Annotated in this window: 11 protein-coding genes; 3 read left to right on the plus strand and 8 right to left on the minus strand. The window is 47.8% G+C overall.

The window, feature by feature from the left end; translation table 11 throughout:
* Positions 1–13: 13 nt before the first annotated feature.
* From IMZ16_RS07370 to IMZ16_RS07390, 5 genes are all read right to left on the minus strand, one after another.
* A complete protein-coding gene (locus tag IMZ16_RS07370; protein WP_193439508.1) occupies positions 14–649 on the minus strand; it encodes a Type 1 glutamine amidotransferase-like domain-containing protein in 636 nt (211 codons plus the stop codon).
* A gap of 42 nt (positions 650–691) precedes the next feature.
* Positions 692–2,272, minus strand: coding sequence for an L-aspartate oxidase (gene nadB / locus IMZ16_RS07375; RefSeq protein WP_193439509.1), 1,581 nt, complete (start codon positions 2,270–2,272; stop codon positions 692–694).
* A gap of 62 nt (positions 2,273–2,334) precedes the next feature.
* The gene (rnhA, locus tag IMZ16_RS07380) at positions 2,335–2,805 is read right to left on the minus strand and encodes a ribonuclease HI (RefSeq protein WP_193439510.1); all 471 of its coding nucleotides are present in this window, start codon (positions 2,803–2,805) and stop codon (positions 2,335–2,337) included.
* A gap of 109 nt (positions 2,806–2,914) precedes the next feature.
* Positions 2,915–4,492 carry a replicative DNA helicase gene (gene dnaB, locus IMZ16_RS07385; RefSeq protein WP_193439511.1) on the minus strand — a complete coding sequence of 526 codons (1,578 nt, stop codon included), beginning with the start codon at positions 4,490–4,492 and terminating at the stop codon, positions 2,915–2,917.
* Positions 4,493–4,557: 65 nt separating this feature from the next.
* A complete protein-coding gene (locus IMZ16_RS07390; protein WP_193439512.1) occupies positions 4,558–4,995 on the minus strand; it encodes a hypothetical protein in 438 nt (145 codons plus the stop codon).
* 66 nt (positions 4,996–5,061) lie between these two features.
* Between IMZ16_RS07390 and IMZ16_RS07395 the strand changes: the two genes are divergently transcribed.
* Positions 5,062–5,400, plus strand: a complete 339-nt coding sequence (locus IMZ16_RS07395) for a DMT family transporter (RefSeq protein ID WP_193439513.1) — start codon at positions 5,062–5,064, stop codon at positions 5,398–5,400.
* Between the two features lie 33 nt (positions 5,401–5,433).
* Here IMZ16_RS07395 and IMZ16_RS07400 read toward each other — a convergent pair whose 3' ends face one another.
* Entirely contained in the window at positions 5,434–6,927 is a 1,494-nt protein-coding gene (locus IMZ16_RS07400) for a GH3 auxin-responsive promoter family protein (protein ID WP_193440826.1), read from the minus strand.
* Between the two features lie 66 nt (positions 6,928–6,993).
* Positions 6,994–7,239 (minus strand): hypothetical protein, encoded by a 246-nt coding sequence (locus tag IMZ16_RS07405; RefSeq protein ID WP_193439514.1) that lies wholly within the window; start codon positions 7,237–7,239, stop codon positions 6,994–6,996.
* A gap of 139 nt (positions 7,240–7,378) precedes the next feature.
* Between IMZ16_RS07405 and mfd the strand changes: the two genes are divergently transcribed.
* Together mfd and pth are read left to right on the plus strand one after the other, a co-directional pair.
* The gene (mfd, locus tag IMZ16_RS07410) at positions 7,379–10,807 is read left to right on the plus strand and encodes a transcription-repair coupling factor (protein WP_193439515.1); all 3,429 of its coding nucleotides are present in this window, start codon (positions 7,379–7,381) and stop codon (positions 10,805–10,807) included.
* 36 nt (positions 10,808–10,843) lie between these two features.
* Positions 10,844–11,407: an aminoacyl-tRNA hydrolase gene (gene pth, locus IMZ16_RS07415; RefSeq protein ID WP_073179123.1), complete on the plus strand. Its 564-nt coding sequence runs from the start codon at positions 10,844–10,846 to the stop codon at positions 11,405–11,407.
* A 15-nt stretch (positions 11,408–11,422) separates the two neighbouring features.
* On the opposite strand, the gene IMZ16_RS07420 is transcribed toward pth, so the two are convergent.
* Positions 11,423–12,103 carry a carbonic anhydrase gene (locus IMZ16_RS07420; protein WP_193439516.1) on the minus strand — a complete coding sequence of 227 codons (681 nt, stop codon included), beginning with the start codon at positions 12,101–12,103 and terminating at the stop codon, positions 11,423–11,425.
* Between the last annotated feature and the right edge of the window lie 5 nt (positions 12,104–12,108).

The following is a 12,108-nucleotide window of genomic DNA, read 5'->3' on the forward strand; positions in this document are numbered from 1 at the left end:
CGCGTATTTTGGATTAAGGTTTTTTCGGGGGATTTTGGCGGGCAGCTTCATCCAGGATTTGCACATCCTCGCCATTCACAATTATCGCCTGTGAATTATTAATTGTTTTCAGATTAAGCTTATTGCCGTACTCGTTGAAAATTTCCTGCATAGGTTCTTTAAAAGGCTCTTCCCCAAAATGTGGAACCGTGTAAAAGTCGACCAGCGATAAACCTTTGAAATCCCAAATGTCATCAATTTTTTTATCCGCTTTTCCGATGTACTCGATGTTGGGTGATGCAATAACCGCACCTGCAGATTCTCCGATGAATAGCATCCCGGCTTTTATGCGTTCTGCGATGGTTTTTCCTAAATTCTTCTCCTGAATATTTTTAAGTAGATAGAAGGTGTTTCCACCGGAAAAGTATATAATGTCAAAATTGGAAATTTTCGATTTGATTTCGGCTTCCGAAAAAGTAGCCAAATCCATTTCTTCCGGCTCAAAACCTAAGCCCACGAAAGCTTCCCTTGCCTCATCCACAAACCTTTTATATTCCTCCAAATTGGAAGCGGTAGGCACAAATAGGATTTTGTTCGATTTCGATTCCGACAAAAAATCTCTGACCAGATTTTTAGTTCCCGCAAGATGGGATGTTAAAAATAATTTCATCTTTTAATCTCCAAGTTCTTAATCTCTAAATCTCCCAATCCCTTAATTCCTCACCAAATCCTTATTAAAAAAACTGCCTTTGTTTTCCTGCATCGCCAGGGAATGTTTTATGATTAAGTAGCTCACATTCACCAGGTTGCGAAGCTCGGAAAGTTCGGGCGAGATTTTGGAATGGTTGTAAAGTTCCGTTACCGCTTCGAAGATTTCGCGCTGCTTTTTCCGTGCCAGTTCCAGCCGGTGATTGCTGCGCACTATGCCTACCAGATCGCTCATCATCTCCTGCAGCTGCTTGCGGAAATACGAAATCATCACCTTCTCCTCCAGCGTTCGTATGCCCTCCTCATTCCATTCTGGTATGGCTTTCAGGTCATCAAAGTTAAACTCATTTTTCCGAAGAAGCTCGATGCTTTTCATCGCTGCATTATGCCCGAAAACCAGGCCTTCCAGCAAGGAATTGGAAGCCAGCCGGTTGGCGCCGTGCAGTCCGGAATTCGTGCATTCTCCCACGGCAAAAAGGTTTTTGATGCTGCTTTGCCCGTCCAGATCAATATCGATTCCGCCCATCAGATAATGGCACGCTGGAACCACCGGAATCATCTGGCGGAACGGATCGATGCCTTCGTCCAGACATTTTTGGTATATGTTCGGGAAATGCTCGCGGAATTTCTCCCTGTCCATCTCACGGCAATCCAGCCCCACGAAATCATCGCCGCTGATTTTCAGCTCGTTGTCTATCGCCCTTGCCACGATGTCCCGCGAAGCCAGCTCCTCACGCTCATCATATTTATGCATAAATTTCTCGCCGTTTCTCAGGCGAAGTTTCGCGCCATCTCCACGCACAGCCTCCGAAATCAGGAACAGCATCCCGTCTCTTTTCGAATACAAAGCCGTGGGGTGGAACTGATAATACTGCATATTGCTTACTTTTCCGCGGGCCCTGTGCACAAAGGCAATGCCATCTCCTGTCGCAATTTTCGGGTTCGTGGTGTTCTTGTACACATGGCCTGCACCACCTGTAGCCACCATCGTAATTTTTGCGGTGATTTTCTTAATCTGCTTCTGTTTTTCATCCAGAATGTACGCACCGTAGCAGTTAATATTCTCTTTGTCGAAGTGCTTTCCGGGAACATGGTGCTCCGTAAGGATATCGATTACATAATGATGATCCAGCATCTCGATGTTCGGCAGTTGGCGCACGGTTTCCAGCAATGCCCGCTCTATTTCGTAGCCCGTAATGTCTTTGTGGTGCACGATGCGGTTCTCCGAGTGTCCGCCTTCTCTGCCCAGCTTGTACTCGCCGATTTTATTTTGGTCAAAATGCGTACCCCATTCCACAAGTTCCTGAAAGCGTGCCGGTGCCTCGCGGATTACCATCTCCACAACTTCGCGGTTATTTTCGCCGTCACCAGCACGGATAGTGTCCTCAATGTGTTTCTCAAAACTGTCCTGCGCGAAATTCATCACCACGGAAAGCCCGCCCTGTGCATACTTCGTATTGCTCTCATCCTCGTCAGATTTTGTCACGATCATTATTTTCGCTTCGGGCAGCTGTTCCGCAATTTTTATCGCATAGGTAAGGCCGGAAATTCCCGAGCCTACAACCAACACATCCGCTTTTATCATCCCTCAAAAAATTTTAAACGAAATTAAGAAAAACTTGAAGAAGGGTAGGCTTATAGCAAAACTTAAAACAACCCGCCCATTTTCTCAAAACCTTCATCAATTTTCAGGTTTTCGCCTTTGGCAGCTTCTACGGCAAGGCGGTCGCAGAGCTCGTTTTCCGCGTGGCCGGCGTGGCCCCTTATCCAGTGGAATGTTGGGTGATGAACTTTCATCAGCGCATAAAAACGCTGCCAAAGGTCGGGATTTTTCACTTTGGCGAAGCCTTTCTTCACCCATCCGAAAATCCACCTCTGGTTGATGGCATCTACCACATAGCGGCTGTCCGTATAGATGTGCACCTCGTGGCCGGGCTCCTTCAGCTGCTCCAGCGCCGATATTACGGCGAGCAGTTCCATACGGTTATTAGTCGTTTTGCGATAGCCCTGGCTGAAGGTTTTTTGGTAATTTGTGCCGGCAACGCGCATCAGTACGCCATATCCGCCTTTGCCAGGGTTTCCGCTGCAGGCACCGTCCGTGAATATTTCGATGGTCATCGCATTTTATAATTGATCATTGATAAATGATAGAGTGCAGCAACTGTCTGAAAATTTAACCTTTATAATTAATAAACCTCATTAATTATCGATTACCACTCATCACTCATCAAAACGGCATTTCGCTGAAGTCGTCATCATCCAGATCGTTCAGTGCAGAGCCGCTCAGCCTGCCGGTATCCGGCATACCGAATGCCGCGCCGGGATCTATGGTCGTCCGGATCTGTTCATAGCCGCTTGGCTCCGGAGCCTGCGAGAAGCCGCCGGTTCCGTAAAGGTCCAGATCGGCAAATTTCCCGATGTTTTTGAAGAACGAGAGCCGCACATCTGCCGTGGCGCCGTTGCGGTGCTTGGCGATGATCAGCTCAGCCTGGTTTTCCGTGGAGGATTTCATACCCTCTTCATCATTATCCCACTCGGTGATTTTGTAGTACTCCGGGCGGAAGATGAAGGACACGATGTCGGCATCCTGCTCTATGGCGCCGGATTCCCGCAGGTCGGATAGTTGCGGCCTTTTCCCGGGCCTTGTTTCCACCGTACGCGAAAGCTGGGAGAGAGCGATTACCGGTACATTAAGTTCTTTGGCGATGGCCTTCAGGGATCGCGAGATGGTTGCGATTTCCTGCTCGCGGTTGCCTATGGCCTTGCCGCCGGTGTTTGCCGTCATCAGCTGCAGATAATCCACCATAATGATTTTCACGCCGTGCTGCATCACGAGCCTGCGGCACTTGGCGCGGAAGTCGTAGATGGAGAGGGAGGGGGTTTCGTCGATGTAGAGCGGCGCGTTTTCCAGCTCGGAGATGTTGGAGAAAAGCCGCTCCCACTCCTCATCGCTCATCTTTCCCGTTCGGAGTTTTTCGGAGGAGATGCCCGTTTCGGAAGATATCATCCTTGTTATTAGCTGCACGGAGGCCATCTCCAGGGAGAAGAGCGCCAGGGGGATTTTCCTTTCCACCGCGATGTTCCGCGCCATCGAAAGGAGGAATGCCGTTTTACCCATTGCCGGCCTCGCCGCGATGATGATGAGGTCAGAATTCTGCCAGCCGCCAGTTTCTCTATCCACCGCCGTAAAGCCCGATGGGATCCCGGAAATTCCCTCCTTGTCCTTAAGGCTTTTAATGGTGTCAATGGCCTGTTTCACGAGGTTGTTCGCAGTGGCGAAACCTTTTTTTATTGTCCCGTTGGTGATTTCGAAAAAGCTTTGCTCAGCCTTGTCCAGAAGTTCGAATACATCCGTGGATTCCTTGTAAGAGCTGTCGATCACATTCGCAGAGACATTGATGAGGCTCCTCAGGATGAATTTTTCTAATACGATTCTTGCGTGATACTCGATGTGCGCGCTGGAGGATACGCTGAGCGTCAGGTCGATGATATAGGCGTCCCCGCCCGCGGCATTGAGTTTCTCCGTACGCTTCAGTTCCTGTATCACCGTCATCATATCCACAGGGTTGTTGGCCTCGAACAAGGCGCGTATGGCGGTAAAAATCTCGCGGTGGCGCGGGTCGTAGAAGACCTCCGGCGTCAGCAAGTCGAGGACATCATTCAGGCCCTTGGTGTCTATGAGGATCGTGCCGAGAACAATGCGCTCGAAATCAACGGCATTGGGGGGCATTTTGCCGTCGGCTATCGAAAGCTCCCGTGCGAAATTGCCATGGGTGAGAGAAGATAGGGTTTCCTTTTGTGCCATTCTGCAAAAATACGCTTATTAATCTGCGCCGCTGCATAATGTGCAAATGTGGAAAACCTTTGCAGTTATTCCGCACGGTATTTTTTTATTTCATTGATGTAGATGCTCCGCTCGCCAGGATCATATTTTACCGAATCTTTTAGGTAAACTCCCGTGCTGTCCCTTTCCATTATAAAAGATTTTTTCTCAGAATTCGGCAGGAAGATTTCAGCCTTGGATTTTTCTTCGTTAAAAAGTATAAACGCGCTGATCACCGCCTCGCCGGGCTTGGCCTCGGTAGGGTTCAGCCTGTCTCCCACATTGAAGATCCTCACGCAGGTCTGCAGCAGCTCGCTCCAGCTTTCCCCGGCGGCGCCCAGGCAGCCGTGCTCGTCCTTGGAGTTGCCGGTTAGTGCGCTGGGTTTGTCTTCGTTTTTTGTTTCTAATTGGGTCCCGGCGGCGGGCTTGCTTTCCGAGCAGGCAGCGAGTAAGAATAGGGTAAGGATGGGCAACAGCTTTTTCATAAGCGTAAATTTAGCGTAAATTTTACATTTGCACCTCATTTATAATGCAAAAATTATCTTTGCGCTGTGAACTGGTTGTTGATCATCATCGCAGGCCTTTTTGAAACTGGTTTTGCTTTCTGTATGGGGAAGGCGCGGGAGGCTACCGGCACATCCGCGGTGCTGTGGTGGCTGGGGTTTGTGGTTTGTATGGGCACCAGTATGGCGCTGATGTTCCGCGCCGTGAGCGGCCCGCAGGCGATTCCCATAGGCACTGCTTACGCGGTGTGGACGGGCATAGGTGCGGTGGGCGGCGTGCTTGTCGGTATTTTGTTTTTTAATGAACCCGCCACCTTCTGGCGGCTGTTTTTTGCCTTTACCCTCATCGCATCCGTGGTGGGGCTTAAGTTGGTAAGCGGGGAATAGCGGACAGTTTTTTATGATTTTCTTTAAAATTTTTTAAAAACTTTTGATGGCATCTGCAAGGGATCTATCATTCGCTAATCTTGGAATTTTGTTTTGCCCGCCGAATTTTCCCACGGATTTTGCGTAATCGATGAAGGCGCCCTTTCTTAGCTTAAAGATTTTCAGCGGCTGCAGCACATTTCCCGCAATCAAATCATCGTAATAGGTATTCAGCTGCCGCACTTCGAAATCTAGGGTGTTGGCAAATTCCTTCAAGTCTTCCGGCTCCGAACTGAATTCCACAAACCATTCGTGAAATGGCAGGCCTTCCTGCGGATTTACCTGCGGTGCCAGATGAAATTCCGTAATCTGCGCTGGATGCTTTGCCAAAGTGCGCTTCATCGCTTCTTCCACTTCATAGCCAATTATGTGCTCGCCAAAAGCCGAAGTGTAGTGCTTCGTTCTGCCGGAAACCAAGACACGGTGCGGATTTTTCGAGATAAACCTCACCACATCGCCTATCGAATACGCCCAGAGTCCGGAGTTTGTAGAGATTACCATTGCATAATCCTTGTCCAGCTCAATCTCGCTGATTTTCAGTCTTTTAGCGTCCGGTTTGCCATAGTCTTCCAGCGGAATAAATTCGTAAAAAATACCGTGGTTTGTGAGCAGCAGCAGGCCATCATTTTCAAAATCATCCTGAAAGGCGAAGAAGCCTTCGCTCGCCGGAAAAGTCTGCACGATGTCCACTTTTCCGCCGAGAAGCTGCTGCATTTTTTCGCGGTAAGGCTCGTAATTCACGCCGCCTGTTACGATGATTTGCAGGTTCGGGAAAATTTGTTTTATGGTTTTGCCGTGTTTTTCCGTCAGCTTTTCGTAGTACATCACGAGCCAAGGCGGTATTCCGGAAATCAGCGTCATATCCTGGTTTTCAGTCTCTTGCACTATGGCATCCACCTTCGTTTCCCAGTCTTCTATCGTGTTCGTTTCCCAGCTTGGTAGGCGGTTTTTCTGCAGATAATTCGGGATGTGGTGCGCCACGATTCCGGAAAGCCGCCCGGTTTTTATACCGTTCATTTCTTCCAGCACAGGGCTTCCTTGAAGGAAGATCATCTTGCCGTTTACAAAATCGGCGTTGTTTTTTTTGGCGATGTAGTGGAAGAGTGCGGATTGTGCGCCCCTCACCTGAAAATCCATACCTTCCTTCGTTAGCGGAATGTATTTTGCGCCGGAAGTTGTGCCCGAAGTTTTCGCGAAATATTCCGGAATTCCGGGCCAGAGAATATTCCTGTCGCCGTGCTTTATTTTCTCGATAAAAGGTTTCAGGCCTTCATAATCCTGCACCGGAACTTTCGCCTGAAAGTCCTTCACGGAGCGGATTTCTCCAAACTGATGCACTCTGCCGAAAAGCGTTTTCTCGGCGGTTTTCACCAGGTTCATCAGCAGTTTTTCCTGGTCTTCCGCAGCATTCCGCTTGAAGTTTTCGGAAGATTTGATATGATTCTTAGCCCATATTTTGGCGGCATTTTTTTTGATGAAATTCAGCACGGCAGAAAATTTAGCCAAAAATAAAAAAAAGCCTGCGCAATGCAGGCTGTTCGGTTTTTTTGCGGGCTATTTATTTTCCTTGTACCGTCTGTCCGGCGTACCGTCTTTCTTCAGTTTTTTGTTCTCTTTATAGCGTTTGTCCGGTGTTCCGTCCTTCTTTAAATGACGATGGTGTGGAGGGGTTGGAAGCTCATCTTTTGCAGGTTTTTCCCTGTGATGTTTCGTTGGATGAGGGTGGTGAGGGTGAGTTTGCTGCGCCGAAGTCATACCCATAGCAAGAACGAAGGCAAGCGTTGAAATTAACTTTTTCATTTTCAGTAGGTTTAGGTTGCAAATGTAATGTTTTTTCTAAATTTCTTAAAAATAACGAGGCGCGGTTTCCTGCGAAAAAATTTACCTTTGCGCTGCGGTTTCGTGCGTTCGTGCGGAATCGTTTTTGGCGTTCGTGAAAATGGAATTGAAAAGTATCAGAGAAAGTTTTTTGCCTGCTATGCTGCAGCGGAATTTCGGCAGGGCAATTTTTGAAAATTTAGAGGAAAACCAGCATACAAAGGTGAAAGGTGCCGCCGGTTCTGCACCTTCGCTTTTCGCCGCAGAGTTGTTCCTGGCGCTGCGGCAGAACATCCTTTTCGTGCTCGATGACAAGGAAGATGCGCACTATGCCACGGCAGAACTGGAAGAATTGCTCGGCGAAAAGAGCGTGCTCTACTTCCCGGAAACCAACCGCGAACCGTACCATATCGAGAAAACTCAAAATGCGAATATCGTATTAAGAACGGAAGTTTTAAACAGAATCACTAATGATAATAATCCGAGAATCATCGTGGCAAATGCTGCGGCGCTTAGCGAAAAAGTGCTGAAAAAGGAAGATTTCAAAGCGATTTCTCACACAATAAAAACCGGCGACCAACTTGATTTCGATTTCACTGAAGAATTGCTCACACAGTTTGATTTCGAGGTGACGGATTTCGTTTCCCAACCTGGCGAATTCAGCGTTCGTGGAGGAATTGTGGATGTGTTTTCCTACTCGAACGAAAAACCATACCGCATTTCTTTTTTCGGAAATGAGGTGGAAAGCATTCGGGAATTTGACATCGAAACCCAACTTTCCACGCAGAATATCGATTCGTTTGAACTTATCTCAAATATGAATTACGCGGTCACTGGAAGTAAGGTTTCGCTTTTAGAGATTTTGCAGAAAGAGACGCTGATTATTACGAAAAACTTATTTCTGATTCAGAAGAAATTAACGCAGATTTTTGAGAAAGCGGAAGAGAATTTTGCAAAACTCAGCGAGGCTATTCAGCACGAAAAACCGCAGGAGCTTTTCGTAAGTTCTGATGATTTTATCAAAAATTTTTCTCAGTTTAAAACTATCGATTTTACTTCGGAAAGTACAGAAGGAAAGGTTGATCATCAATCGATTAGCTCAAATTTAATTCAGCTTTCTCAATCGCCGATGCCGGTTTTTAACAAGAATTTTGAGATGTTGGCTGAAGATCTGATCCAGAAGAAAAAAGACGGCTACGAAGTCTGGATTTCCTATTCCAACGAGAAGCAGCAGGAAAGGCTGGATGCAATTTTGAAAGCGGAGCGGGAGAAGGTTGAGGTTGAGTTTGAGGCTTCAGGAAATGTTGACGAATGGAAAAGCTGGCGGGAAATTAAAAGTGAGGATTTCCACGAGGGCTTCATCGATTCCGAAGAGAAAATCGCGGTTTATACGGACCACCAGATTTTCGGGCGCTACCAAAGATTCAAGGCGAAAAATTCTTTCGCAAAATCGGAACAGCTCACGCTGAAAGACCTGATGTCCCTGAAAGTAGGCGATTACATTGCCCACATTGATCACGGCATCGGGAAATTTATGGGCCTGGTGAAGCTGAACAACGATGGCAGGGTGCAGGAAAGTTTTAAACTCGTTTACAAAAACGGCGATCTGCTGTATGTTTCCATCCACTCGCTGCACAAAATTTCCAAGTACAATGCGCCAGAAGGCAAGGAGGTTGTGCTCTCGAAACTCGGTTCGCCGGCTTGGAAATCATTAAAGCAAAAAACGAAAAACAAGGTAAAGGAAATAGCCTTCGACCTGATAAAGCTCTACGCAAAACGCAAGACAGCAAAAGGCTTCGCATTCTCGCCGGACACCTACCTGCAGGACGAGCTGGAGGCCAGCTTCATCTACGAAGACACGCCCGATCAGGAAAAGGCAACGCACGATGTGAAGCGCGATATGGAAGCGGAAACCGTGATGGATAGGCTAGTTTGCGGCGATGTAGGCTTCGGGAAAACGGAAGTAGCAATACGGGCGGCTTTCAAAGCGGCAACGGACGGAAAGCAGGTCGCAGTGCTGGTGCCCACCACAATCCTGGCGTTTCAGCATTACCGAAGTTTCAGCGAAAGGCTGGCGGAATTTCCCGTGAACATCGCCTATCTGAACAGATTCCGCACCGCAAAACAGCGCACGGAAATCCTGAAAGATTTGGAAGAAGGAAAGCTGGACATCATCATCGGAACGCACCAGCTGGTTTCGGACAAGGTGATATTCAAGGACTTAGGCCTGCTCATCATCGATGAAGAACATAAATTCGGCGTGGCAGTGAAAGATAAACTAAAAACCCTGAAAGCCGATGTGGATACGCTGACGCTGACGGCAACGCCGATACCCAGAACGCTGCAGTTTTCACTGATGGCAGCACGGGATTTATCCGTAATAAAAACACCGCCGCCAAACCGACAACCTGTTGAAACACAAGTGATTGGCTTTGATGAGGAAACCATTCGTGATGCGGTTTCGTACGAAATTCAGCGTGGCGGCCAGGTGTACTTCATCAACAATAGAATTGAAAACCTGCAGGAAATAGCCGGACTGATACAAAGGCTGGTGCCCGATGCAAGAATCATCACAGGGCACGGACAAATGGAGGGCAAGAAGCTGGAGCAGAATGTGCTGGATTTTATGGCGGGAAATTACGATGTGCTAGTTTCTACCACAATTGTAGAAAGCGGCGTGGATGTGCCGAATGCGAACACGATATTCATCAATGATGCGCAGAAATTCGGAATGGCAGACCTGCATCAAATGCGCGGAAGGGTAGGGCGCAGCAACCGTAAGGCCTTCTGCTACCTGATAACGCCGCCGTACGATTTGATTTCTACCGAAGCGCGGAAAAGGCTGGAAGCCGTGGAGCAATTTTCGGATTTGGGCAGCGGTTTTCAGATTGCGATGAAAGATTTGGAAATCCGTGGTGCCGGCGATTTATTGGGCGGAGAACAGAGCGGCTTCATCAATGAGATGGGCTTTGAAACTTACCAAAAAATAATGCAGGAAGCGCTGGAAGAACTGCGGTACGACGAAGAATTTCAGGGCGTTTTCGATAATGAGCAGGAGCGGAAAAAGCTTTTCCGCAGCGTGAAGGATGTGAACATCGATACGGATTTTGAGCTGATGCTGCCAAGCGATTTTGTGCAAAGCACGGAAGAACGGCTGCTGCTTTACCAAAAGCTGGCGGAGATTACCGATAAATTCACCCTGAGCCGCTTTGAAAATGAACTAATGGACCGCTTCGGAAAATTGCCGGAGGAAGCGCAGAACCTGCTGAAATCCGTGGAGCTGAAATGGCTTGCCGCGGAGATTGGTTTTGAAAAAGTGGTGATGAAGAACGGCGTTTTCCTGGGCTACTTCCCTGAAAATCCGCAGGATAAGTATTACCAAAGCGAAAGATTCCAAAAGATACTGCGGCACATTACACAAAATCCGGAGGGCATTACGATAAAAGAAAAGAACAATCAACTGCTGCTCCGCAAAGAAAGCGTGCGCAGCCTTCAGCAGATAATGCCTGTAATGGAAAAACTGGTGGAGAAGTTGAGTGATGAAGGGTGAAGATTTACTGGTTGAATTTTATCAAAAAATAGCGAAATGAAATACCTGATAATCGGGCTGGGAAACAAGGGTGATGAATATAAGGGCACAAGGCACAACATCGGCTTTGATGTGGCGGAGAAGATTGCCGCGGAAATTGAGGCGCCCTTCCAAACCGCGAATTTCGGATGGATTGCCGAGGGCAAATACAAGGGCAGGAAAATCCTGCTGCTGAAGCCCGATACCTATATGAACCTTTCCGGAAAGGCGGTGAAATTCTGGATTCAGAAGGAAAACATCCCTGTGGAAAACATCCTGGTCATCACCGATGATTTGGCGCTGCCTTTCGGAACTCTGCGCCTGAAGATGAAGGGCTCTGATGCCGGACACAACGGCCTGAAAAGCGTGCAGCAAGAGCTTGAAACACAGAATTATCCGAGGTTGCGGTTCGGAATTTCGGCGGATTTTGCGGAAGGAAGGCAGGTGGATTATGTGCTTGGAAAATGGACGGAAACCGAAGCGGAAAAACTTCCGGAACGCATTGAGACCTTTGCGAAAGCCGCACTCTCATTCACCTTTGCTGGCGGTGCCAATACGATGTCGGCGTTTAATGGGAAATAGGCGATAGTTCAAGGTTTAAAGCTCCAAATTTCTCCTGCTCATCACCCATTTTGAATTTGTAAGGTCGTAAATTTTTTGGATATTTTTTAGGATTTCTTCAAAATCAATGTTTAGGTCGATGAGGTTGCCTGTCCGCATATCAAAAACCCAGCCGTGAACTATCGGGAACTGCTCCAGAATATACCGCTCCTGAACGCACGCCATCTTGATAATGTTGATGCACTGCTCCTGCACATTTAGCTCTACAAGCCTGTCGTAGCGCTTGGTTTCGTCTGAAATTTCATCCAGCTCATTCTGGTGAAGCCGGTATACATCGCGGATGTTCCGCAGCCACGGATTCATTAAGCCCATATCTTCCGGCGTCATCGCAGCCTTCACGCCGCCACAACCATAGTGCCCGCAAACTATTATGTGCTTCACCTTCAGATGCCGCACCGCATACTCAATCACTGCGGTGGAATTCATATCCAGCGAGTTCACAACATTGGCAATATTCCTGTGCACGAAAACTTCGCCGGGTGCTGCTCCCATCAGCTCTTCTGCGGTTACGCGCGAATCTGAGCAGCCGATGTAAAGGTATTCTGGTGACTGGCCCACCGCTAATTTTCTAAAGAAGTCAGCATCAGCATTCAGCTTATTCTGAATCCAGGATTTATTATTTTCAAAAATGCTCTCGTAAGTTTTCGAATTATTCATTCTTC

Source organism: Cruoricaptor ignavus, from assembly GCF_014961145.1.
GTDB classification, from domain to species: domain Bacteria; phylum Bacteroidota; class Bacteroidia; order Flavobacteriales; family Weeksellaceae; genus Cruoricaptor; species Cruoricaptor ignavus.

Coding starts and splice junctions, on each gene's coding strand:
- IMZ16_RS07370 (WP_193439508.1), bottom strand. CDS start 649: ATGAAATTATTTTTAACATCCCATCTTGCGGGAACTAAAAATCTGGTC.
- nadB (WP_193439509.1), bottom strand. CDS start 2,272: ATGATAAAAGCGGATGTGTTGGTTGTAGGCTCGGGAATTTCCGGCCTT.
- rnhA (WP_193439510.1), bottom strand. CDS start 2,805: ATGACCATCGAAATATTCACGGACGGTGCCTGCAGCGGAAACCCTGGC.
- dnaB (WP_193439511.1), bottom strand. CDS start 4,492: ATGGCACAAAAGGAAACCCTATCTTCTCTCACCCATGGCAATTTCGCA.
- IMZ16_RS07390 (WP_193439512.1), bottom strand. CDS start 4,995: ATGAAAAAGCTGTTGCCCATCCTTACCCTATTCTTACTCGCTGCCTGC.
- IMZ16_RS07405 (WP_193439514.1), bottom strand. CDS start 7,239: ATGAAAAAGTTAATTTCAACGCTTGCCTTCGTTCTTGCTATGGGTATG.
- mfd (WP_193439515.1), top strand. CDS start 7,379: ATGGAATTGAAAAGTATCAGAGAAAGTTTTTTGCCTGCTATGCTGCAG.
- pth (WP_073179123.1), top strand. CDS start 10,844: ATGAAATACCTGATAATCGGGCTGGGAAACAAGGGTGATGAATATAAG.
- IMZ16_RS07420 (WP_193439516.1), bottom strand. CDS start 12,103: ATGAATAATTCGAAAACTTACGAGAGCATTTTTGAAAATAATAAATCC.